The sequence below is a fragment of the Methylobacterium sp. Leaf399 genome (assembly GCF_001424525.1).
Lineage (GTDB): Bacteria > Pseudomonadota > Alphaproteobacteria > Rhizobiales > Beijerinckiaceae > Methylobacterium.
Genome location: NZ_LMQK01000031.1, coordinates 152,060 through 175,210 on the forward strand (window position 1 = coordinate 152,060; position 23,151 = coordinate 175,210).

Here is a 23,151-nt window from a genome sequence, read left to right on the forward strand (position 1 = left end):
CCTGTTCCGGATCGCCCTACATAGCCGCGACCATGACCCCAAGCGCCAGCGATCTCCTCACCCTGACCCGCGAGGGCCTGTACTGCCCGGGCGGCGATTTTCACATCGACCCGACCTGGCCGGTGCCGCGGGCGCTCATCACCCACGGTCATGCCGACCACGCCCGGTCCGGCCACGGCCGGGTGCTGGCGACGGGGGAGACCCTGCGCATCATGGCGGTGCGCTACGGCGAAGCGTTCTGCGACACGCGCCAGGAGGCGCAGCTCGGCCAGCGGATCCGCATCGGCGACGTCACCGTGCGCTTCGTGCCCGCCGGCCACGTCCTCGGCTCCGCCCAGATCGCGGTGGAATCGGGCGGCCTGCGCGTCGTCGTGTCGGGCGACTACAAGCGTGCGCCCGATCCCACCTGCCTGCCGTTCGAGGTGGTGCCCTGCGATGTCTTCATCACCGAGGCGACCTTCGGCCTGCCGGTGTTCCGGATGCCGGACACCAGGGGCGAGGTCGACAGGCTCCTGGCCTCCGTCGCGCTGTTTCCCGAGCGCGCCCACATCGTCGGGGCCTATGCGCTGGGCAAGGCGCAACGGGTGATGGCCCTGCTGCGGCAGGCCGGCTACGACGGGCCGATCCATCTCCACGGCGCCATGGAGAAGCTGACGGACCTCTACAAGCGCGAGGGCATCCCGCTGGGCGATACGCCCAAGGTGGTGGCGGCCGACCGGGCAAAGCTCCAGGGCGCCATCGTGCTGTGCCCGCCGTCCGCGATCCAGGACGTGTGGTCGCGAAAGTTTCCCGATCCGGTGACCTCCTTCGCCTCTGGCTGGATGCGGGTGAGGGCCCGCGCCCGGCAGAAGGGCGCCGAACTGCCCCTCGTGATCTCCGATCACGCCGACTGGCCCGACCTGTGCCGCACCATCACCGAGACGGGTGCGGGCGAGGTCTGGGTGACGCACGGCCAGGAGGACGCCCTGGTGCATTGGTGCGGGACGCAGGGCATCGCGGCCAAGCCCCTCCACATGCTCGGCTACGGCGACGAGGGCGAAGCCGAGCCGGCGGCCGAGGTCGCGGCATGAACGACTTCGCCCATCTCCTCGACCGACTCGCCTACGAGCCGCGCCGCAACGCCAAGCTGCGCCTGCTGCAGGATTATTTCGCGCATGCCCCCGATCCCGAGCGGGGCTACGCGCTGGCCGCGATGACCGGCGGGCTGACCTTTCGCGAGGCCAAGGCGGGGATGATCCGCGGGCTGGTGGAGGCGCGGATCGACCCGGTGCTGTTCCGCCTGTCGTACAACTACGTCGGCGATCTCGCCGAGACCACGGCGCTGATCTGGCCGGGACCCTCGGCGGCCTCTCCTCCCCCTCGTGGGGAGACGGTGGAGGTGGGTGTGGTTCCGCTCGGCGCAGCCCGGGGGCGCTCGGCCACCCCGACCCCTCTCCACGAGGGAGAGGGGAGTCCCCCCCCGATCGGCCACAACGACCCGCCGCCCCACATCCCCACCCTCGGGGAGGTCGTCGACACCCTCGCCACGACGAAGAAGTCCGATCTCCCCGGCCACATCGCCGACTGGCTCGATGCCCTCGACGAGACCGGGCGGTGGGCGCTGCTGAAGCTCATCACCGGGTCGCTGCGGGTCGGCGTCTCGGCGCGGCTCGCCAAGACCGCGGTGGGGGCGCTCGGCGGGCACGAGGCCGATGCGGTCGAGGAGGTCTGGCACGGGCTCGAGCCTCCGTATGCGACCTTGTTCGCCTGGGTGGAGGGCAGGGGGGAACGGCCCCAGACCCTCAACCCGGCGCCGTTCCGGCCGCCGATGCTGTCGCATCCGATCGAGGAGGAGACCGATTTCGACAAGCTCGACCCGGCCGATTTCTCCGGCGAGTGGAAGTGGGACGGCATCCGCGTCCAGCTTGCGGGCGGGCGCGACGCCGAAGGCACACAGGTGGCACGCATCTACTCGCGCACCGGCGAGGACATCTCCGGTGCCTTTCCGGACCTCGCCGAGGCCATCGCCTTCGAGGGCACCCTCGACGGCGAATTGCTGATCCTGCGCGACGAGCGCGTCCAGAGTTTCAACGTCCTGCAGCAGCGGCTCAACCGCAAGTCGGTGACGGGGAAGCTGCTGGAGGAGTTTCCCGCCCACGTGCGGGCCTACGACCTTCTCACGGCCGATGGCGAGGACCTGCGCGAGATGCCCTTCACCGAGCGGCGCGCCCGGCTCGAGGCCTTCGTCGGCGGCCTCGACCACGCCCGCATCGACCTGTCGCCGCTGGTGCCCTTCGCGACCTGGGAGGACCTGGCCGCGGCGCGCGCCGATCCGGCGTCGGCCGGGGCCGGGGCGGATGCCGACGCCATCGAGGGCGTGATGCTGAAGCGGCGCACCAGCCCCTACCTGCCCGGCCGGCCCAAGGGGCCCTGGTGGAAGTGGAAGCGCGAACCGCACGTGGTCGATGCGGTGATGATGTACGCCCAGCGCGGGCACGGGAAACGCTCGTCGTTCTACTCGGACTACACCTTCGGCTGCTGGCGCACGGTGGAGGGCGGCGGCGAGGAACTGGTGCCGGTGGGCAAGGCCTACCACGGCTTCACCGACACCGAACTGGCCAAGCTCGACCGCTACGTCCGCAACAACACCACGAAGCGGTTCGGCCCGGTGCGCGAGGTCGCCTACGGGCCGGAGACCGGGCTGGTGCTGGAGATCGCCTTCGAGGGCGTGCAGCGCTCCACCCGGCACAAGTCGGGGGTGGCCATGCGCTTTCCCCGCGTCAGCCGCATCCGCTGGGACAAGCCCTCGGCGGAGGCCGACCGGATCGACGTGCTGGAGCGCATCCTGGCGCGGGGCGAGCGTGAGATCGCGCCGGGTGTCGCCGTGAGCGAGGAGACGCCATGACGCGCGAGGGCAGGATCGGAGACATCACCGACTTTTCGGACGGAGCGGTCTCGCGGCAGGCGAGCGCCCGCATCGCCGTCGCGACGCCCGGTCCGGGGTTCACGGAGATCACCGAGGTGGTCGCGGCCTTCCTGGCCCGCAGCGGCATCACGCAGGGTCTGCTGACGGTGTTCTGCCGGCACACCTCCGCCTCCCTCACCATCCAGGAGAACGCCGATCCCGACGTGCGCACCGACCTGATGACGGCGCTGGACGGGCTGGCGCCGCGCCACGGAGCCTATGTCCACGGGAGCGAGGGGCCGGACGACATGCCGGCCCACATCCGCACCATGGTGACCGACGCGGGCCTCGCCGTGCCGGTCGTCGGCGGCCGGATCGGTCTCGGGACGTGGCAGGGGATCTACCTGATCGAGCACCGGGATCGACCGCATCGGCGTGAGGTTCTGTTGCACGTGGCGGGTCAATGATGCCCCGGCCTCAGCCCCCGTCCGCCACGAACGTCGCATACCCCTTCGCCCGCAGTTCGCAGGCCGGGCACGTGCCGCAGCCGTAGCCCCAGTCGTGGCGCTCGCCGCGCTGCCCGAGGTAGCAGGTGTGGGTGTCCGCGACGATCAGCTCCACCAGGCCCTGGCCGCCGGTGGCCTTCGCCAGCGTCCAGGTCGCGGCCTTGTCGATCCACATCAACGGGGTCTCGAGGACGAAGCGGCGGTCCATGCCGAGGTTGAGCGCCACCTGCAGCGCCTTAATCGCGTCGTCGCGGCAATCGGGATAGCCGGAGAAATCGGTCTCGCACATGCCGCCGACGATGCGGCGCAGGTCGCGGCGATAGGCCAGGGCCGCGGCGAAGGTCAGGAAGACGATATTGCGGCCCGGCACGAAGGTGTTGGGCAACCCGTCCGCCGCCATGGCGATGGCGGTGTCGCGGGTGAGCGCCGTCTCCGAGATGGCGCCCAGCGCATCGAGGGCGACCACGTGGTCGTCGCCGAGCCGCGCCGCCCAGGCCGGATCGAGGGCGGCGATGCCGGTCCGCAGGCGGGCGCGGCAGTCCATCTCGATGCGGTGGCGCTGGCCGTACTCGAAGCCCAGGGTCTCGACGCGTGGGTAGCGCGCCAGCGCCCAGGCGAGGCAGGTGGTGGAATCCTGTCCCCCCGAGAACAGGACCAGGGCGCCCTCGTCGGTCATGGCGCTAGTCGCCCTCGTACTCGGCCCAGGACATCGGCGTCTCGAAAACCCGCACCGACGACAGCACCGGCAGGGACGGCTTGGTGCGATGCCAGATCCAGGCCGCGATGTGCTCGGCGGTGGGGTTCTCCAGCCCCTCGACCTCGTTGAGGCAGTAGTGGTCGAGCCGGGCCAGGATCGGCGCGAAGGCGGTCTCGACGTCGAAGAAGTCGACGACCCAGCCGGTATGGGGATCGACCGGCGCGGTCAGGGTCAGTTCGACCCGGTAGGAGTGGCCGTGCATGCGGTGGCAGCGGTGGCTCTCGGGCACGTTCGGCAGGCGGTGGGCCGCCTCGAAGGTGAAGGCTTGGGTGATCTTCATGACACGCACTCTACCTGATTCGGACGACCTGTTTCCGACCCGCCGGCCCGCTACGGAATGCCGATGATCTTGTGCGTCTGCAGCGACAGCCGCCAGCGGGCGTCGCTGCGGCAGGCCTCCACCGCCGCCCGCGTATGGGCGATGCGGTCGGGCCCGTCCATCGGCTGGAGCCAGTGATGGCGGAAGGGGAGGGCGGCGAGCGCCGCCAGATCGAACCCGGCCTGCGGATAGACCAGCTTCAGTTCGTGCCCGCTTGCCTGTACCAGCGGGTTACCGGCCTTGGGGCTGACGCAGATCCAGTCGATCCCCGCCGGCGCCGCCAGGGTGCCGTTGGTCTCCACGGCGATCTCGAAGCCGGCGGCATGGACCGCGTCGATCAGGGCGGCATCGAGTTGCAGCAGCGGCTCGCCGCCGGTGAAGACCACGTAGCGGTGGTGGTCGCCGCCGCCCCAGGTCGCGGCGATGGCCCGGGCCAGCGTGTCGGCGTCGGCGAAACGCCCGCCGCCGTCGCCGTCCATGCCGATGAAGTCGGTGTCGCAGAAGCGGCAGGCGGCATCCGCGCGATCCTCCTCCCGGCCGGACCACAGGTTGCAGCCCGAGAACCGGCAGAACACGGCGGCGCGCCCGGCCTGTGCGCCCTCGCCCTGGAGCGTGTGGAAGAGTTCCTTGACGGCGTAGGACATCGCGTTCCCGTAGAACGGTCGATAGGGCCGGCCGACGTGGCCGGTCGAGTGCGAGCCCATAGACCCCGCGCGGGGTCGACGCCACCACACCCGCGCTGTGCATGGCCGCGCGGGGCGGCCATCTTCGCCATGCTCTCGCCACGGAACACGGGTTGGAGTGGCCTCGTGGCGGGTGCGGCGGACCCGTCATCGCCCCTGCGGTCACGTCCGGACGACCGGGCGGGCACGCCGCCCCATCCGAAGACCGCACGCCGCGACGGGACCGCCCCGTCGCGATCGTCCCCGTCGAGACAGGCCTGATGTCGAACCGATTCTTGAGGCGCTTCGTCCTTGGGCTCACCGCTGCGGCGGGCCTGTTCGCGCCGTGTGCGGCGCAGGCGGTCACCGCACCGATGCTGGTGGTGGACGTCGATTCGGGCAAGGTGATCCATGCCCAGGGCGCCACCGACCCGTGGTTCCCGGCTTCCGTCACCAAGCTGATGACCGCCTATGTCGCCCTCGACATGGTCCGCCAGGGCAAGGTCAGCCTCGATTCGCTGATCACCATCTCGCCCCAGGCGGCGGCCGAGCCGCCCTCGAAGATGGGCTTCAAGCCGGGCACCCAACTCACCCTCGACAACGCCCTCAAGATCATCATGGTCAAGTCGGCCAACGACGTGGCCTACGCGATCGGCGAGAACCTCGGCGGCTCGGTCGAGGGCTTCGCCGCCGCCATGAACGAGACGGCCCAGCGGATCGGGATGCGCGAGAGCCGCTGGACCAACCCGCACGGACTGCCCGACCCACGCCAGTGGACGACGGCGCGGGACATGGCCGTGCTCGGGCGCGCCCTGATCCGGGACTTCCCCGATTCCCGCCCGCTCTTCTCCATCAGCGCCATCCAGTTCGGCCGCTCCGTCATGGCCAACCATAACGGCCTGCTCGGGCGCTACGCCGGTACCGACGGCATGAAGACCGGCTTCATCTGCTCGGGCGGCTTCAACGTGGTGGCGAGCGCCACCCGCAACGGCCGGCGCATCATCACCGTGGTGATGGGCCAGCCGAGCGCGCGCGAGCGCGACATCAAGGCGGCGGACCTGTTCGACTACGGCTTCACCCAATCGCCCGGCTGGGGGGCCGCGACCCTCGAGACGCTGCCGACCTCCGCGATCGCCGAGCCGCCGGACATGCGCCCCTACATCTGCGACCGCCGCAAGCCGATGCCGGTGGACTCCGGCCAGGCCGCCGTGGTCGCCGGCGGCGCCGCCGACCAGGCCAACACCCAGTTGATGGCCTCGGTCTCGCCCCTCCCCGCCGCCCTCGCCTTCGCCACCATGAACAGTGCCGCCCTGCGCAACCGCGCGCTGCCCCCGCGCGCGCCCCTGCAGCCGATCCTGGTCTGGATCGGCCGCGATCCCGCCGAGGGCGCCATCGCCCTTAGCCAGCAGGAGGACGCGGACAAGGCGGAGAAGGCCGCCGCCCGCACCGCCAAGCTGGAGGAGGCCAAGGCCAAGCGCGAGGCGGCCCGCGAGGCCAAGCAGGCGAAGACCCGGACGACCCAGGACAAGCCCGCTTCGAGCACGGCGAAGGCGACCGTCAAGACACGGCCCGGAACGCCCGCGTCCGCCAGCGCCTACACCGCGGTGGAGACCACGCCCGTCCTGGCGGGCGGCGCGAAGGTGAAGGCAGAGGCCGTCAAGCCGGCCAAACCGAATGCGGCCAAGGCGACCCCGGCCAAACCGGCGGCCAAGGCCGGCGACAAGAAGCCCGAGAAACCGGGGACGACCAAGGCCGCCGCCGGGCGCGGCGCGCGCGACTGAGCGCCCGGGCGCGGGTGACGGGGGCGGGAAAACCAGCGTAAGGCGATCCGCATGACAGACGCGCGCCGCCCGGACCCGATCCCGCTCACCGTCCTCACCGGCTTCCTCGGAGCCGGCAAGACGACCCTCTTGAACCGCCTGCTGCGCGACCCGGCGCTGGCCGACACGGTGGTCATCGTCAACGAGTTCGGCGAGATCGGGCTCGACCACCTCCTGATCGAATCGGTCGACCAGGACATGATCCTGCTCGGCGCCGGCTGCCTGTGCTGCACCGTGCGCGGCGACCTCATCGCCACCCTCGAGGACCTTCTGCGCAAGCGCGACAACGGCCGCGTCACGCCGTTCCGCCGGGTCGTCATCGAGACGACGGGGCTGGCCGACCCCGCGCCGATCCTGCACGCACTGATCTACCACCCCTATCTGGTGATGCGGTACCGGCTGCAGGGCGTCGTCACCGTGGTCGATGCCGTCAACGGCGAGGCCACCCTCGACGCCCATCCCGAGGCCCTGCGCCAGGCGGCGGTGGCCGACCGGATCGTCGTGGCCAAGGCCGATCTCGCCCCCGATGGCGGGGCGGCCCTGCGCGGGCGGCTCGCCGCCCTCAACCCCGGCGCCGGCATCCACGAGGGCGACGTCGCCGCGGCCGATCTTCTCGGAGGGCTGTTCGGCGTCGAGGGCAAGAGCGCGGACGTGCGCGCCTGGCTCGGTGCGGAGGCGGTGGACCACCACCACCACCATCATGGGCATCACCACCACGACGTGAACCGCCACGACGCGGCGATCCGTGCCTTCACGCTGACGAGCGAGACACCGGTGCCGCGCCCGGCGTTCGAGATGTTCCTCGATCTGCTGCGCTCGGCCCACGGCCCCAAGCTGCTGCGCCTGAAGGGACTGGTCGGACTCGCCGATTCGCCCGATCGCCCCGTCGTCGTCCACGGCGTCCAGCACATCATCCATACCCCCGTGGTCCTCGAGGCCTGGCCGGATTCCGATCGCCGCTCCCGTCTCGTCCTGATCGTGCGCGACCTCGACACCGCCTTCGTCCAGGGTCTGTGGGACGCCTTCCTCGGCCGTCCGCGCCTCGACGCGCCGGACGCGGCGGCGCTCACCGCCAACCCCCTGGCGATCCCCGGCGGCTGAAACGGCCTTCGGCGGTCCCGGTCCCGGTCGGCGGCAAGCCGGCATCGATCTTGGTACCCGGGTGGTGAGGGACGCGCCGTGACGGCGGCGGCGTCCCGGATCGAGACATCCCCACCCGGGATCAGGACGATTGCATGCGACACAGGTTCAGGGTGATCCAAGGTGGCCTCGGGCAAGGCGGCATCGGGCAAGGCGGCATCGGATGGCCGCGGCCGGAGGCGGAGCCCGTCAGGCCCGGGCCGGACACCTGGTCGGTCGAGATCAAGAAGGCGTCGGCGGTCACCGACGAGCGGGTGGTGGCCTGGCGCGACCTGCTCGCGCGCATGGGCGTGCCCACGCCGGTCTTCGCCGATCCCGACTACCTGCTGGCGGCGGCGCAGCATCAGGAGCGCGGCGTCGAGCCGGCGTTCGCCTTCGCTCTCGCCGGGTCGGCGGGACGGACCCGCATCGAGGGCGTCGTCGGCCTCGTCATGCCGTCGGCCGTATGGGGGCGTGGCCGTGTCCGGCCCTGGCAGCCGCCGGGCCTGACCCTGGCCCCGACCGTCCATCCTGCCCATGCCGGCGCCGTCGCGCAGGCCCTCGACGAGGGCCTCGTCGCCCTCGGAATGCGCCTCGACCGCTCCGGTGCCGAGATCGAGCCGGCCGCGTCGCTGCTCGAACGAACGATGGCACCGTTGCGCTCGGCCGTGAGCGCCCGCCGCGATATCCCCGCGGGGAACGTCCTCGGTATCCGCCCCCCGAATGCCATCGCCCGCGACCGGTCGGAGATCGAATGTGTGGTCGACCCCGGCCGCATCCGCGATGCCGTCGAGGACTTCCTCGGCCTCGACGCCCGCGTGTCGGCGCGACCGATCCTCGACGATCCCTCGCAGGCGATCATGGTGCGTGTGGTGACCCGCCGCTTCGGTCGGCGCGGCGAGGCCTGCGTCGACCTTGTGAGACGGTCGGGACGCCTCGTCGCGGGCCGCATCCACTTGGGAACCGGCGCCGGCGCAGTGCTGTGGAAACAGGCGGAGGATCGGCGCAGCGTCGTCGCCGCGGTGCCGAAGGACGACCGTATCCGCGGCTAAGCCGCGGGGCGGGACTACTCGTCCTCGCCGAACCGGTTGGCGAGGAGGGCGACGATCGCGTCCATGCAGGCGCGGGCGTCCGGCCCCACCGAGGTCACCGCGATGGTCGTCCCCTGGGCCGCGCCGAGGGTGAGAAGGCCCATGATCGAGCGACCGCCCACGGTCTCGCCGGACCGCGTGACCGTGACCTGGGCGTCGTAGCGCTCGACGGTCTGGACGAACTTGGCGGAGGCGCGCGCGTGCAGCCCACGTCGGTTGATGACAGGAACGACCTCCAGCAGTCCGCCCTCGGGCACCGGTGGGAGATCGTCGTCCTCGGCCTCGAAGGTCTCGCTCATCGGGTGCGGGCCGCTTCCTCGGTTCGGCGCGGTCGCTTCGGCCACGCTCTCATGATGGAACCGTGGTTAAGCCCTTCCCGCGTCCGGCGAAAGCTCATTTTCCCGCAAGGACCCGCGAGGCGACGTTAATGTACTTGCGCCCCGCCTCCTGGGCGTGGAGCACCGCGTCCCCGAGGGTCTCCTCGTCGCGGACGCTGGCGAGCTTGATCAGCATGGGAAGGTTGATGCCGGCGACCACCTCGACGCAGCCGCCGCTCATACAGGACAGGGCGAGGTTCGACGGCGTGCCGCCGAACATGTCGGTGAGCACGACGACGCCGTTGCCAGTGTTGACCCGGCCCACCGCCGACATGATGTCGAGGCGGCGGGTTTCCATGTCGTCCTCGGGGCCGATCGTGATCGTCTCGATCTGCTTCTGAGGACCCACGACGTGCTCGAGCGCGGCTTTGAACTCCGTCGCGAGCAGCCCGTGGGTGACGAGCACCATTCCAATCATCGACGCATGTTCCAGCGCTCTCGAGAAGCCGCTGCCATTTTGTGCAGCGCAATGTCGTGCGCAAGACGGTCGCGACGTTTTGTACGGCACAACGTCACGATCATGCCATGGTGGATGTGCCGAGGCTACGGGTCGCCGTCATGCCACGCTGCGAGAATCGGCAGGTGCGTCTGCGCCGCAACGCACACGGCCTGCGTGTCGAGGGCGTCGAAGACCAGCCGGACCCCGAGACCGCTCCGCAGGAGCCCTGGTCCGAGGGTGAGACGGGGCAGGGCGACGTCGAGGAGGGTGACGCGATCCGCGCCGTGCTCGGGCAGGCGTTCGTCATCGCGTCCCAGATCGACCACGAGGCGCACAACCGCCGCGTCGTGCGTCGCAGCGAGGCGCCGGATGCCGTGGCCGCGAACCTCGGCGAGCCCCGCCAGATCCGGATGCGGACCGGCGACGAGGCGCCCATGGTGTCGTTCGAGCCGGATGCGGTCGTCGCCCACGAGACCGGCATGGATGCCGCCCATCGCCGCCCGATCGAGGAGCGCCAGGGCGAGGGCGGTCTTGCCCGTCCCCGATTGGCCCCTGATCAGAACGCCGGCCTCGCGGATCGCCACGGCCGTCGCATGCACGGTCTCACGAAGGGGCGAGGCGACCGGCATCGGCCGCGATCAGCGCAGCGACGGCAGGCGCACGATGAAGCGGGCGCCGCGGATCGTGGGCTCGCCGTCCTCGTCGGCGGGGCCGGGCCGGTTCTCGGCGCGGATGGTGCCGCGATGGGCCTGGACGATCTGGCGGGAGATCGACAGCCCGAGGCCGGAGTTCTGGCCGAATCCCTGCTCGGGGCGGTCGGTGTAGAACCGCTCGAAGATCCGCTCCAGCGCGTCCTGGGGAATACCCGGGCCCTCGTCCTCGACGATCATCTCGACCTCGCCCTTCACGCGGCGCAGGGCGACCCGGACCTTGGCGTCGGGGGGGGAGAACGAGCGGGCGTTGTCGAGGAGGTTGTTGATCACCTGCCCGAGCCGGCTGTCGTGGCCGAAGATCATGAACGGCGCCTCGACGTCGCCGGGCGGCGCGTCGACGTCGAACTGGATGAAGGCGTCCTTGGCGCGCTTGCGCTCGTTGGCCACCGAGACGACGGTGGTGAGGAGCTTGCGCAGGTCGACCCGTCGCGCCTCGGCCCGCGCCAGTTCGGCATCGAGGCGTGAGGCGTCGGAGATGTCGCTGATCAGGCGGTCGAGGCGCTTCACGTCGTGCTGGATGATCGCCAGGAGCCGCCCGCGCGACTCGTCGCTGCGTGCCAGCGGCAGGGTCTCGACGGCGCTGCGCAGGGAGGTGAGCGGGTTCTTGAGCTCGTGGCTGACGTCGGCGGCGAAACTCTCGATGGCGTCGATACGGCGGTAGAGGGCCTGGGTCATGTCGCGCAGGGCGCCCGAGAGGTGGCCGATCTCGTCGGTGCGGCCGGTGAAGTCCGGGATCTCCTCGCGCGACTTGATCCCCAGGCGCACCTTCTCGGCCGCGTCGGCCAGGCGCCGGACCGGGCCGGCGATGGCACCGGCGAGCAGGATCGAGAGCACCAGCATCACCAGGGCGGCGATGAGGAAGACCTGCAGCAGGCCGAACCGCTCGGAGGCGATCACCCGGTCGATGTCGCCCCCTTGCGTCGAGAGCATCAGGGCGCCGCGCACGACGCCGCCGCGCTGGATCGGCACCGCCACCGAAACGATGGTCTCCGTCGCCCGGTTGCGGCGGACCACGGTGCCGCGCGACCCTGCAAGGGCGACCTGGACCTCCTTGAGGGATTGGCCGTTGGTCGGCCCGGCCTCGTCGGGCTGCGCCGGGGGGTCTCCCAGGACCGCGCCGAAGATCTTCGCCTGGACGAAGTCGTAAGCCTGTTCGAGCACGTTGCGGCGATGCCGCGGCAGGCCGTCGGCGCGCCCGATCTCGCCGCGGGCCGACAGCGTGCGGGTGTCGAACAGGAGGCCGCCGTCCTGGTCGTAGACGCGGGCACGATTTCCGGTGGGCGTCACCAGGCGGCGCAGCAGCGGCGCCACCCGTTCCGGGTTGAGGGAGAAGGTCAGCGGCGAGGGGTTCTCCTCGCGCAAGGATCCGGGCTCGCCCGCCTGGAGCTGCAGGAGCTTGTCGGGATCGATCCGGATGGCGTCCGTCTCCACGGAGGCCGAGGAGGCGATCGCGCCGGCGATGATCTCGCCCTGGATCAGCAGGCTCTGGACCCTGGCCTGGATCAGGCCCTGTCGGAACTGGTTGAGATAGAGGAAGCCGAACAGGAGGGCGAAGAGCCCCACGAGATTGAGGACGACGATGCGCCGCGTCAGGCTCGAGGAGGCCCTCTGCCCGATCCCGCGCCACAGCAGGCGCGGCCACGCCAGCAGGCCGCGCGGGGGAATGTTCTCGTCGGAGGGAGCCACGGTGGTCCGGGTCGGCACGAATCGAAGGGGCGGCGCGCCTCAGCTTTCCTTGAAGCGGTAGCCAACGCCGTAGAGGGTTTCGATCATGTCGAAGTTGGTGTCCACCACCTTGAACTTCTTGCGCAGCCGCTTGATGTGGCTGTCGATGGTGCGGTCGTCGACGTAGACCTGGTCGTCGTAGGCGGCGTCCATCAGGGCGTTGCGGCTCTTCACGACGCCGGGGCGATGCGCCAGGGCCTGCAGGATCAGGAACTCGGTGACCGTGAGGGTCACGGGCTCGCCCTTCCAGGTGCAGGTGTGGCGCTCGGGGTCCATCATCAGGAGGCCGCGCTCCAGGGACCGGGCGGCAGCATCGGCCTCGCGGGCGGCCGCACCCGGGCCGTCCTTGGGCGCGAACCGGCGCAGGACCGCCTTGACGCGCTCCACAAGCAGGCGCTGCGAGAACGGCTTATGGATGAAGTCGTCCGCACCCATCTTGAGGCCGAACAACTCGTCGATCTCCTCGTCCTTCGAGGTGAGGAAGATGACCGGCAGGTCGGATTTCTGCCGCAGGCGGCGCAGCAGCTCCATGCCGTCCATGCGCGGCATCTTGATGTCGAAGATCGCGAGGTCCGGGGGCGAGTGCTTGAGCCCGTCGAGGGCCGAGGCGCCGTCCGTATAGGTCTGGATGCGGTAGCCTTCCGTCTCCAGCGCGATCGAGACGGAGGTGAGGATGTTGCGGTCGTCGTCGACGAGGGCAATGGTCGGCATGGCGTTCCCTATTGCTCGGATGCGGCCCACGGGCCCGTCACGAGCCAGCGCCTCCGCATCCGGCCCTGGCGAAAGGGTCCGGCAAAACGCGGTCGCGGCCGTGTCCGAGACGGGCCGCATTCGCGCGGAGAGTCATCCCCTGTAGCCGGTGCGATCTAAAAAAGCGAGCGGTCGTGGTAGCTTGACCGTAAGGGGCGGGATATTCCGCAGGCGGCCACCCCGTGCCGCGAGCCCTCCGGCGAAGAGGTCGCGGGGCGTGACCCCGTGACGTGCGGGCCGCCCGGGCTATGCTCACCCCACCCGCCGCACTCGAGGAATTCGATCCGCCATGGCCAGCGACGAGACCCCACCGCCCCTCTCCGAGCCGCGTCGCGGCCCCGCGCAACCGCTTCCGGCCTCGGAGGCGCCGTTCGACGCCATCGGGCTCGCCCGGCACCTCCTGCGGACCGTCCGCTCGGGGGCGCTCGCCACCCTCGATCCGGATGACGGCACCCCCTTCGCCTCGCTGGTGACGATGGCCACCGACGTCGACGGGACGCCGCTGATGCTGCTCTCGCGCCTGTCCGGCCACACCCGCAACCTGCTCAAAGACCCGCGCGCCTCGCTCCTGTTCAGCGCCGGCGGCAAGGGCGACCCCCTGGCCCATCCGCGCCTGACGGTGACCGGCCTCGTGCGCCGGACGGAGGAGGCGCGGGCGCGGGAGCGCTTCCTGATGCGCCACCCCAAGGCCAAGCTCTACGCCGATTTTCCCGACTTCGCGTTCTTCGCCCTGGAGCCCACCGCCGGCCACCTCAACGGGGGATTCGCCAAGGCCGCGACCCTGACCAAGTCCGAACTCCTCCTCGACCTCTCGGGGTGCGAGGCGATCGTCGCCGGCGAGGCGGGCGCCGTCTCCCATATGAACGCCGACCACGCCGATGCCCTGGCGGCCTATGCGGGCGACGCCACGGCGAACTGGCGGCTGACAGGGATCGACCCGGAGGGAATGGACCTGCTGGCCGGCGACCGCACCGCCCGCATCCCCTATCCGAGCCCGGTGCGGGATATGGGCAGCCTGCGCAAGGTCCTGGTGGAGATGGCCGCCTCCGCCCGCGCCGGGGGCGGCGGGCCGGCCGCCTGACAGCACGACCAGCGGCCGGCGCCGCTACGCATTCGAAACGACTGAGCCGCTAGGATCGGGCCGCGGGCCCGATCGCCCGCGGTCGGTTCCATGCGTGCGGAGTGTCATGAGTCGGTTGCGTGAAGGCGGTTCGCCCGGAACCCTCCTGCGGTCCGTCAGGATCGGGTTCGCCCGAGCCTGGAGCTGGGCGGTCGCCCGGATCCTGCCGGGGAGCGCCGCCGACCCGAGCTCGGCCGAGGAAGCGCGCCTGCGCCTCTCGACCATTGTCGCCATCGCCGCCGCCGAACGAGGCCGGTCGGCCCCGGACGGGGACGGCCCCCGGCGGCAGGTGGCGCCGGAGCGGGTCGTCGCCCAGGGCATGACCGACGTCGTCCTGCTGCGCCGTGCCGGCGAGCCCGCCACCTACGCGACCCCCTCGTTCGCGCGCCTGTTCGGTACCGGCAGCGACGCCACCGTCCTGCGCGCGCGCGTCCACCCGGACGACCTCGCGGCCTTCGACGCGGCGGACGCGGCCGTCGAGGCGACCGGCTGCAGCGTGGTCCTCGCGGTGCGCATGCGCCATGCCGACGGCCACTGGATCTGGGTCGAGGCCGTCAACGACCCCGTGGCCGATGGCGTGGCCGAGGGCGGCCCCACCATCCTGTCGTGCCTGCGCGACGTCACCGAGCGGCGCAACCAGTCCGACGAGTGGCGCATGGCCCGCGATGCGGCCGAGCTCGGCCGGGCCAGGGCCGAGAACACCACCCGCGCGAAATCCGAGTTCATCGGCCTGATGAGCCACGAGATCCGCACGCCGCTCACCGCCATCCGCGGCTTCATCGACCTCCTCACCGACGGCGGCCCGCTCGAACCGCAGCAGCGCCGCCACCTCGCCCTCGTCGAGGCCGCCACCGAGACCCTGCTCGTGGCGGTGGACGACATCCTCGACTACGCGAAATCCGAGACGGGTGACCTGCGGATCGAACGGCGCAGCTTCGCCCCGGTGGCCGTGATCGCCGGCGTCGTCGACCTCGTCCGCCCGGCCGCCGAGGGCAAGGGCCTGATCCTCGACTCCAGCTTCGGCCACGACCTGCCCGCGCAGGTGACGGGCGACGAGCGCCGCCTGCGCCAGATCCTCCTGAACCTCCTCAACGACGCGGTCGGCGTGGCCCAGGCCGGAACGATCCGCCTCTCGGTCCTCGGCCCCCGCCTCGGGCAGGGGGCGGACGTGCTGCGCATCGCCATCGTCGCGACGGTCCCCGACCAGACCAACGTCACGGTGCTGCCACGGGCGGCCCTCATCGACGGCGGCGGCCTCGGCCTCGCCATGGCCCAGCGCTTGATCGGGCTGATGGGAGGGCGCCTCGACCGGACGACCCGGCCCGGCGAGGCGGCCGCCTACCGGTTCTCCGTGGTGCTGCCGGCATCCCTCGAAGCCGAGCCCGCCCCGGCGGCGATGGACGTGGCCTTGACGCGCCCCACCCGCGTGCTCCTGGCCGAGGACGGCGCCATCGACCAGGAGGTGGTGCGGGCGATGCTCGAACGGTCCGGCTGCGTCGTCGACGTCGTCGGCGATGGCCTGGCCGCCGTGGAGGCGGTCCAGGCCCGGACCTACGATCTCGTGCTGATGGACATGGTGATGCCGGTGATGGACGGCTTGACCGCCGCCCGCCGCATCCGCGCCCTGCAGCATCCCTCGCGCCGCGTGCCGATCCTCGCCCTGACCGCCGACGTGATGCCCCAGCGGGTGCGCGCCTTCACGGAGGCGGGAATCAACGACCACCTCGCCAAGCCGTTCGACCGCGCCTCCCTCGCCGAGGCGGTGGCGCGGCAGCTCTCCGCCTTCGTCCTCCTGGATGCCGGTGAAGGCGGTCAGCGCCCGAGCCGGCCGGCGGTGTTCGAGCGGGCCTGCTACGATAGCCTGCGGTCCGAACTCGGCCTCGCCGCCGCCCAGGGCACCCTGCGCGCCTTCATGTCGCTCCTGGAGACCGCAGGCGATGCCGCGAGCTCGGCCCGCGAAGCGCAGACCATCGCTGTGGCCGCCGCCCGCCTCGGCTTCCTCGACCTCGCCAACGCCTACGGACGGCTCGCCGCCGCGGCCGAGGGGCCTGAGTCGACGGCGGCGCAGCGGCGCTGCTCCATCGCCCGCGATCTGGCCAGGCGCACCTTCGGCGAACTCACGTCCCTGCAGAGCCCCGACGTCTCCTCCACCGTCGCGCTGCTCTGACCGGCGCGACGCCACGCTCGCTTGGCGCTGGCGGGCGGCACTGCTATCTCGCGGGTCCGTTCCTAGAAGCCGACAGACCGTGCGCCGGGCCCTCGCCTCAAGCCGACGGGCCGCGCCGCGCCGGAGAGCCAATTCTCGATGACGACATCCCCCATCGACAACATCCGCAACTTCTCCATCGTCGCCCATATCGACCACGGTAAATCGACCCTGGCCGACCGGCTGATCCAGACCACCGGTACCGTGGCCCTGCGCGACATGAGCGAGCAGATGCTCGACTCGATGGACATCGAGAAGGAGCGCGGCATCACCATCAAGGCGCAGACCGTGCGCCTCGAATACAAGGCCGAGGACGGCAAGGACTACATCCTCAACCTGATGGACACCCCCGGCCACGTCGACTTCGCCTACGAGGTCTCGCGGTCGCTGGCCGCCTGCGAGGGCTCGCTGCTGGTGGTGGACGCCTCCCAGGGCGTCGAGGCGCAGACGCTGGCCAACGTCTACCAGGCGCTCGACGCCAACCACGAGATCGTGCCCGTCCTCAACAAGATCGACCTGCCCGCGGCCGAGCCCGAGCGCATCCGCGCCCAGATCGAGGAGGTCATCGGCATCGACGCCTCCGAGGCCGTGGCGATCTCTGCGAAGAGCGGGCTCAACATCGAGGCGGTGCTGGAGGCCATCGTCAAGCGCCTGCCGCCGCCCAAGGGCGACCGCGACGCGCCCCTCAAGGCCCTGCTGGTGGACAGCTGGTACGACGTCTATCTCGGCGTCGTGGTGCTGGTCCGCATCGTCGACGGCGTGCTCAAGAAGGGCATGAACATCCGCATGATGCGGGCCGACGCCGTGCACGGCGTCGACAAGATCGGCGTGTTCCGGCCGAAGATGGCGGACATCGCCGAACTCGGCCCCGGCGAGGTCGGCTTCTTCACCGGCTCGATCAAGGAGGTCGCCGACACCCGCGTCGGCGACACCCTCACCGAGGACAAGCGCCCCTGCAAGGAGATGCTGCCGGGCTTCAAGGACGTGCAGTCGGTCGTCTTCTGCGGCCTGTTCCCCGTGGATGCCGCCGAGTTCGAGACCCTGCGCAGCGCCATGAGCAAGCTGCGCCTGAACGACGCGAGTTTCTCCTACGAGATGGAGACCTCGGCGGCGCTCGGCTTCGGCTTCCGCTGCGGCTTCCTTGGGCTGCTGCACCTGGAGATCATCCAGGAACGGCTGGAGCGCGAGTTCAACCTCGACCTCATCTCGACGGCGCCCTCCGTCGTCTACCGCCTGCAGATGACCGACGGCACGGTCAAGGAACTCCACAACCCGGCCGACATGCCGGACGTGATGAAGATCACGGCCATCGAGGAGCCGTGGATCCGCGCCACGATCCTCACGCCCGACGAGTATCTCGGCGGCGTGCTCAAGCTGTGCCAGGACCGGCGCGGCACCCAGGTTGACCTCAACTACGTCGGCAAGCGCGCCATGGTCGTCTACGACCTGCCGCTCAACGAAGTGGTGTTCGATTTCTACGATCGCCTGAAGTCGATCTCGAAAGGCTACGCGAGCTTCGACTATCACATCTCCGATTACCGCGAGGGCGACCTCGTGAAGATGTCGATCCTCGTCAATGCCGAGCCGGTGGACGCCCTCTCGATGCTGGTCCACCGCACCCGCGCCGAGCATCGCGGCCGGGCGATGTGCGAGAAGCTGAAGGACCTCATCCCACGCCACCTGTTCCAGATCCCGGTCCAGGCGGCGCTCGGCGGCAAGATCATCGCCCGCGAGACCATCAAGGCCCTGTCCAAGGACGTCACCGCCAAGTGCTACGGCGGCGACATCTCGCGCAAGCGCAAACTCCTGGACAAGCAGAAGGAGGGCAAGAAGAAGATGCGCCAGTTCGGCCGTGTGGAAATTCCGCAGGAGGCCTTCATTGCGGCGCTGAAGATGGATGATTAGCCAGCGTCATATATCGATTGTATATTTTATACTTTAGGCGGTACAAATCCGATATAGAACTCTCGAATTGTTCATTGATGCGGACAAATTGGTTATATCTTTCGAAAAGCGGCAATTTTAATCGAATTTTATCAATGCCGGGATAGGATTGCCCAGTGCCGCTCCTGGGTTGTCCAACATGTCGCTCAATATCCTGTCCGATTCCGCGGTTCTGCGTGCGCTCGACAAGTCGCTCGGGCGGATCGAATTTTCGCTCGACGGGCGCATCCTGCGGGCCAACCAGCCCTTCCTCGACGTGATCGGCTATCGCCTCGACGAGATCGAGGGGCGGCCGCACGCCATGCTGGTCCCCGAGGCCGAGCGGGACAGCGCCGAGTACCGGGCCTTCTGGGAGCAGCTTCGCCAGGGCCAGTTCCAGTCGCGCGAGTTCAAGCGGGTCGGCAAGGGCGGGCGGACGATCTACATCCAGGCGTCCTACAACCCGGTGCTCGATCGCCGCGGGCGTCCGGTCAAGATCGTGAAGTTCGCCACCGACATCACCGCGCAGAAGGCCCGCGACGCCGTCTATCAGGGGCAGATCGCGGCGCTCGACCGGTCCCAGGCGGTCATCCATTTCACCCTCGACGGCACCATCACCGACGCCAACGAGAACTTCCTGTCCACCATGGGCTACCGGATCGAGGAAGTCCGCGGCCGTCACCACAGCCTTTTCGTCAGCGAAGCCGAGCGCGATAGCCCCGCCTACGCGGCCTTCTGGGCGGCGCTCGCCGAGGGCCGCTATCAAGCCGGCGAGTTCCAGCGCCAGGCCAAGGACGGCCGCGTCGTGTGGATCATGGGTGCCTACAACCCGATCCTCGACGCGGAGGGCCGGCCTTCCTCGGTCGTCAAGTTCGCGACGGACGTGACGCAGCAGGTGAACGACCGCATGCGCCGGATCGCCGGCCAGAAGGTCATCGACGGCGACATCGAGGCGATCACCCACGCGATGTCCGACGTGGCCGTCCGCGCCCAGAAGACGACGGACAGCGCCGTCGAGACCTCCGGCAACGTCCAGGCCATCGCCGCGGGGGCCGAGGAGTTCGCCGCCTCCATCGAGGAATTGAGCCGGCACGCCACGGAGGCGAGGACCGCGGCGGACGATGCCGTCGTGCGCGCCCGCGAAGCCAATGGCATCATCTCGGGCCTGACGACGGCCGCCGACAGGATCGGCGAGGCCGTGAGCCTGATCCGCTCCATCGCCGACCAGACCAACCTCCTGGCACTCAACGCCACCATCGAGGCGGCGCGGGCCGGCGAAGCGGGACGGGGCTTTGCCGTGGTCGCCACGGAGGTGAAGGCGCTCGCCGCCCAATCGTCGCGGGCGACCCAGGAGATCGGCACCCAGATCGGCGCCGTGCAGGCGGCCACGGACCAGGCCGTCGACGCGATCACGGCGATCACCGCGACCATCGCGCATCTGAGCGAGATCTCGCTGAGCGTGTCCTCGGCGGTGACCGAGCAATCCGCCGTCACCCGCGACATGTCCCTGAACATGCAGAACGCGGCAAAGAGCGTACAGCTCGTACGCGAGAGCATGGAGGGCATCTCGCAGACCGCCGGAGAGATCGACGCCTCGGTTCGCCGGGTCGCCGTCTCGGCGAGGGCCCTGGCCTGAGACGGCGACCCGGCGAACCGAGGCGGAACCGCATCGCCGAGCCCGCACGGCGCGCGAGCGAAGCCCGTTTCCGCACCACGACGTGATCGACAGGACACCGTACGACGCGGCTCGCGGTCTGTGCCCGACCCCCGGGCCGCTTCCGCCGCGTCGCGGATCGCTTCCCGCTCTACTCGTCGGTGCCCTTGCCGCTCGCATCGGAGGCGGCGCCATCGCGTGGTTCGGCGTTGGCGACCGCGGTGCGTTCGAGGAACGGCTTGAGCCGGTCGGCCAGCTGCTGCCCGAGGTGCCTGGCGTAGGCGTTCTTAAAGAAGCGGTTGCCGGTGCCGCGCCCGTAGAGCCGGTCGTGCGCGCCGACCATGGCGTCGACCTCCGGACGGCACAGGAAGCCGGTGACGCTGGCCGCCTCGTACCAGCGTCCGGCCCGCGCGAAGGCCATGCTGCGCGGGTTGGCCGCCACGGTCTCGGCGAAACAGGCGGTGGCCGCCTGCTCCAGGGGAAGCAGCATCTCGTGCGCGCTACCGGGAACCCGAGGCCCCGCCTGCACCGGCGGCGTGAGAGCGACGACGGTCACAAGGCTGAGCAGCACGGCTTTCATCGGGGAAGGCCTCAGGCATGGCTAAGATCGGTGCCACCCGAGTATTCACCAGGGAACCCGGCCGGAACAGGGCCGAACGACGAGATCGTGATGCCGGGTCGCGCCTGTGACGCCGGGGGCACAGATCGCGGGGCTAGCCGCGGCGTTCGGCGTTCCAGCGACCCGTGCAACGGACTGGTCCGTTTGTGGTCCAGGTGCCGTTGCCCAAGCCCTCACGTCCGAGGCGGCCGACGACGCTGGCGCTGTCCGACCCGCGCGCGATCACCGCCTTGACGCTGCCGTTGCCGGAGACGCGTCCGCGCACGTCGAAGTCGTCGCCCGCATAACTCGCCTGCCCGCGATCGATCTTCACGCCGTAGCGATAGGCGCGGTCGCAGGGGCCGTCCTCGGTTATGACCTCGATGCTCCAGCTGCCGTCGTAGCGGTCGGGGACGGCGACCTTCTTGGCGGCCACCGGCCCCGTTGCGGCGACCGCGATGGCGGAGGTCAGGGCTGCAAGGCTCAGGAGACGCATCGTCATGTCCTCGATCCGTGTTGGTGGACCCGGGAAACCGCCAAGCGCCCACAACGGTTGCGGGCTGGGCGCTCAGGCCGCGGCCGCCGTGGCCAGCGCCGCCCCTAGCAGCGCGAGGAGGTCGCCGCCGGCATGGAGGTAACCGGTGACGCCGGCCTGCCTGAGCGCCGCGTCGAGGTCGCCCGGCTTGCCGGCCAGATAGATCTCGCGGGCGCCCGCCGCCTTCAGGGCCTCGGCAGCCGCCACCGCATGGGTGGCGTAGAGCGCATCGGACGAGCACAGGCAGGCGATGGCCGCGCCGGATGCGGTGAAGGCCTCGGCCAAGGCTGCGGGCTCGACGAAGCCGTCGTTGCCCAGGGCCTCGATGCCGCCCGCCGCAAAGGCGTTGGCCGCGAAGGTCGAGCGCGCGTTGAAGACCGCCACCGGGCCGAGGTTGGCCAGGAACACCGCCGGGCGCTTGCCCGAGGATGCCAGATGCGCATCGGACGTGTCGCGCAGCGCCTCGTAGGGCTCGGCGAGGCGGTGCGAGGGCAGGGCGGCCTCGCCCGCCGGCATGGGTGCGGCGGCCGGCACGTCGAGGACGGTGACGGGCTTCTCGTAGAGGTTCGGGAATTCGCTGGCGCCGGTGAGCGCCTCGCGGCGTGTCGCCACCGCCTTGGTGCGGTTCGCCCGCATCGCCGCGATCCGGCCCTGGAGGTGTCCCGCCCGGAGGCTGGCGAGGATGCCGCCCTCGCGCTCGATCTCCTGGAAGCCGGCCCAGGCGGTCTCGGCCAGCGATTGCGTCAGGGTCTCGAAGCTGCCCGCGCCGGCGGCCGGGTCGGCGACCCTGGCGAGGTTGGATTCCTCGATCAGCACGATCTGGCTGTTGCGTGCCACCCGCCGGGCGAAACCGTCTGAGAGGCCGAGTGCCAGGGTGTAGGGCAGGGCGGTGACCGCATCGGCGCCGCCCAGGCCCGCGGAGGCGGTGGCGAGCGTCGTGCGCAGGATGTTGGTGAAGGGCTCGCGCCGGGTCATCATCCGCCAGGCGGTCTCGGCATGCAGGCGCAGGGGCTTCGGGTCGAGCCCGCAGGCGGCCTCCACCCGCGCCCACAGCCGGCGCATGGCGCGGAACTTGGCGATGGTCAGGAACTCGTCGGCATCTGCCACCAGCAGCACGGCGATCGCGTCGCGCGCCCGTGCCAGGTCGTGGCCGGAGGCCTCGAGGCCGCGCAGGTAGGCCACGGCGGTGGCGAGCACGGCGGCGAGTTCCGCCCCCTCGCTGGCGCCGGCCTCGTGATAGGGGCGCCCGTCGGCGAGCATGGCGCGGCCGGTGAAGCCGGCCGCATCGAACGTCGCCAGCAGCGCGGCGGCCTGCGACAGACCCTCGTCCGCCTCGGCGCCAGTGGCCGCCAGGGTGCCGATCGGATCGAGGCCGAGATCGAGGTCGAGGGCGCCGAGCGCCTCGCCGCGGGCCTCGGCCAGGGCCTTGACGAGTTCCGCGGCTTCGATGCCACGGGCACCGGCGTCGAGGCGCAAGCCGATGAGCGGCAGCATCACGCCCGACAGGGCGGTCTCGAGGGCGGTGACGTCGTGGGCTTCGAGCCCGTAGCCGCGGGCCGACGGCGCGCCGGCAAAGACCAGGGTGAGCGCGTCGGCGCCGCCTTCGAGGTCGGCCAGGGCGAGCGCGTTGGCGGCGGCCGGATCGGGATGGTCGAGGCGCTGGGAGATCCGCCACGGGCCGGGCGCCCGCATCGGTTGGGCCACCGGCTCGGCCGCCTCGTAGAGCGGTTCGATCCGGATGCCGTCGGCGCTGCGCGAGACCAGCCGCTTCTCGAAATCGCCGCCCTTGAGCACGCCTTCCACCAGGCCGAGCCAGCGCTCGCGGGTGGCCGGCGGAAACAGGTCGGCGAAGGGGCGGTCTTCCATCGTCAGGGCCTCGCGAGCGATGCGCCGGCCGAGCGTGGCCGGACACGGTTTCGCTGCAAGCCCTCGCATGACGGGCCGCGTGGAGGC

General features: G+C 70.7%; 21 protein-coding genes. 10 read left to right on the plus strand and 11 right to left on the minus strand.

Features of this window, described 5'->3' with window-relative positions; all coding sequences use genetic code 11:
- Positions 1 to 32 precede the first annotated feature (32 nt).
- Genes ASG40_RS15740 through ASG40_RS15750 form a run of 3 tightly spaced genes read left to right on the plus strand, consistent with a single transcriptional unit; the run spans position 33 to position 3,351 of the window.
- The gene (locus ASG40_RS15740) at positions 33 to 1,070 is read left to right on the plus strand and encodes a ligase-associated DNA damage response exonuclease (protein ID WP_055887855.1); all 1,038 of its coding nucleotides are present in this window, start codon (positions 33 to 35) and stop codon (positions 1,068 to 1,070) included.
- Positions 1,067 to 2,884 (plus strand): cisplatin damage response ATP-dependent DNA ligase, encoded by a 1,818-nt coding sequence (locus ASG40_RS15745; protein ID WP_055887858.1) that lies wholly within the window; start codon positions 1,067 to 1,069, stop codon positions 2,882 to 2,884. Before ASG40_RS15740 ends, ASG40_RS15745 begins: the two co-directional genes overlap by 4 nt.
- A complete protein-coding gene (locus ASG40_RS15750) occupies positions 2,881 to 3,351 on the plus strand; it encodes a secondary thiamine-phosphate synthase enzyme YjbQ (RefSeq protein ID WP_055887861.1) in 471 nt (156 codons plus the stop codon). Before ASG40_RS15745 ends, ASG40_RS15750 begins: the two co-directional genes overlap by 4 nt.
- Positions 3,352 to 3,361: 10 nt before the next feature.
- Here ASG40_RS15750 and queC read toward each other — a convergent pair whose 3' ends face one another.
- The 3 genes from queC to queE are packed head-to-tail and all read right to left on the minus strand — an operon-like array spanning position 3,362 to position 5,110.
- Positions 3,362 to 4,066: a 7-cyano-7-deazaguanine synthase QueC gene (gene queC, locus ASG40_RS15755; RefSeq protein WP_055887864.1), complete on the minus strand. Its 705-nt coding sequence runs from the start codon at positions 4,064 to 4,066 to the stop codon at positions 3,362 to 3,364.
- Positions 4,067 to 4,070: 4 nt separating this feature from the next.
- The gene (gene queD / locus ASG40_RS15760; RefSeq protein WP_055887867.1) at positions 4,071 to 4,427 is read right to left on the minus strand and encodes a 6-carboxytetrahydropterin synthase QueD; all 357 of its coding nucleotides are present in this window, start codon (positions 4,425 to 4,427) and stop codon (positions 4,071 to 4,073) included.
- Positions 4,428 to 4,477: 50 nt separating this feature from the next.
- Positions 4,478 to 5,110: a 7-carboxy-7-deazaguanine synthase gene (gene queE, locus ASG40_RS15765; RefSeq protein ID WP_055888098.1), complete on the minus strand. Its 633-nt coding sequence runs from the start codon at positions 5,108 to 5,110 to the stop codon at positions 4,478 to 4,480.
- 299 nt (positions 5,111 to 5,409) lie between these two features.
- Here queE and ASG40_RS15770 point away from each other — a divergent pair, with 299 nt between their 5' ends.
- The 3 genes from ASG40_RS15770 to ASG40_RS15780 all read left to right on the plus strand — a co-directional run bounded on the left by ASG40_RS15770 (position 5,410) and on the right by ASG40_RS15780 (position 9,119).
- The gene (locus ASG40_RS15770) at positions 5,410 to 6,909 is read left to right on the plus strand and encodes a D-alanyl-D-alanine carboxypeptidase family protein (RefSeq protein WP_055887870.1); all 1,500 of its coding nucleotides are present in this window, start codon (positions 5,410 to 5,412) and stop codon (positions 6,907 to 6,909) included.
- A gap of 51 nt (positions 6,910 to 6,960) precedes the next feature.
- Positions 6,961 to 8,049 (plus strand): CobW family GTP-binding protein, encoded by a 1,089-nt coding sequence (locus ASG40_RS15775; protein WP_055887873.1) that lies wholly within the window; start codon positions 6,961 to 6,963, stop codon positions 8,047 to 8,049.
- Positions 8,050 to 8,183: 134 nt separating this feature from the next.
- Positions 8,184 to 9,119: a hypothetical protein gene (locus ASG40_RS15780; RefSeq protein WP_156387760.1), complete on the plus strand. Its 936-nt coding sequence runs from the start codon at positions 8,184 to 8,186 to the stop codon at positions 9,117 to 9,119.
- Between the two features lie 14 nt (positions 9,120 to 9,133).
- Here ASG40_RS15780 and ASG40_RS15785 read toward each other — a convergent pair whose 3' ends face one another.
- The 5 genes from ASG40_RS15785 to ASG40_RS15805 all read right to left on the minus strand — a co-directional run bounded on the left by ASG40_RS15785 (position 9,134) and on the right by ASG40_RS15805 (position 13,123).
- Positions 9,134 to 9,457, minus strand: a complete 324-nt coding sequence (locus tag ASG40_RS15785) for an HPr family phosphocarrier protein (RefSeq protein WP_055887880.1) — start codon at positions 9,455 to 9,457, stop codon at positions 9,134 to 9,136.
- A gap of 94 nt (positions 9,458 to 9,551) precedes the next feature.
- On the minus strand, positions 9,552 to 9,953 hold the full coding sequence (locus ASG40_RS15790; RefSeq protein WP_055887883.1) for a PTS sugar transporter subunit IIA: 402 nt from the start codon (positions 9,951 to 9,953) through the stop codon (positions 9,552 to 9,554).
- Between the two features lie 125 nt (positions 9,954 to 10,078).
- On the minus strand, positions 10,079 to 10,603 hold the full coding sequence (locus ASG40_RS15795) for an HPr kinase/phosphorylase (protein WP_082494449.1): 525 nt from the start codon (positions 10,601 to 10,603) through the stop codon (positions 10,079 to 10,081).
- Between the two features lie 9 nt (positions 10,604 to 10,612).
- Complete coding sequence (locus ASG40_RS15800) at positions 10,613 to 12,373, minus strand: sensor histidine kinase (RefSeq protein WP_055888099.1); 1,761 nt, start codon at positions 12,371 to 12,373, stop codon at positions 10,613 to 10,615.
- A 39-nt stretch (positions 12,374 to 12,412) separates the two neighbouring features.
- Entirely contained in the window at positions 12,413 to 13,123 is a 711-nt protein-coding gene (locus tag ASG40_RS15805) for a response regulator transcription factor (protein WP_055887887.1), read from the minus strand.
- 328 nt (positions 13,124 to 13,451) lie between these two features.
- On the opposite strand from ASG40_RS15805, the gene ASG40_RS15810 reads away from it, so the two are divergent.
- The 4 genes from ASG40_RS15810 (at position 13,452) to ASG40_RS15825 (ending at position 20,047) form a co-directional block, all read left to right on the plus strand.
- Positions 13,452 to 14,243, plus strand: a complete 792-nt coding sequence (locus ASG40_RS15810) for a HugZ family pyridoxamine 5'-phosphate oxidase (protein WP_055887890.1) — start codon at positions 13,452 to 13,454, stop codon at positions 14,241 to 14,243.
- A 106-nt stretch (positions 14,244 to 14,349) separates the two neighbouring features.
- A complete protein-coding gene (locus tag ASG40_RS15815; protein WP_055887891.1) occupies positions 14,350 to 16,449 on the plus strand; it encodes a response regulator in 2,100 nt (699 codons plus the stop codon).
- Positions 16,450 to 16,587: 138 nt separating this feature from the next.
- A complete protein-coding gene (gene lepA / locus ASG40_RS15820; protein ID WP_055887894.1) occupies positions 16,588 to 18,393 on the plus strand; it encodes a translation elongation factor 4 in 1,806 nt (601 codons plus the stop codon).
- 178 nt (positions 18,394 to 18,571) lie between these two features.
- On the plus strand, positions 18,572 to 20,047 hold the full coding sequence (locus ASG40_RS15825; protein WP_055887896.1) for a methyl-accepting chemotaxis protein: 1,476 nt from the start codon (positions 18,572 to 18,574) through the stop codon (positions 20,045 to 20,047).
- Positions 20,048 to 20,216: 169 nt separating this feature from the next.
- On the opposite strand, the gene ASG40_RS15830 is transcribed toward ASG40_RS15825, so the two are convergent.
- The 3 genes from ASG40_RS15830 to ASG40_RS15840 form a co-directional block, all read right to left on the minus strand.
- Entirely contained in the window at positions 20,217 to 20,645 is a 429-nt protein-coding gene (locus ASG40_RS15830) for a hypothetical protein (RefSeq protein WP_055887899.1), read from the minus strand.
- Between the two features lie 133 nt (positions 20,646 to 20,778).
- Entirely contained in the window at positions 20,779 to 21,159 is a 381-nt protein-coding gene (locus ASG40_RS15835; protein ID WP_055888101.1) for a hypothetical protein, read from the minus strand.
- A gap of 72 nt (positions 21,160 to 21,231) precedes the next feature.
- A complete protein-coding gene (locus tag ASG40_RS15840; RefSeq protein ID WP_055887903.1) occupies positions 21,232 to 23,064 on the minus strand; it encodes a methylmalonyl-CoA mutase subunit beta in 1,833 nt (610 codons plus the stop codon).
- Positions 23,065 to 23,151: the final 87 nt, after the last annotated feature.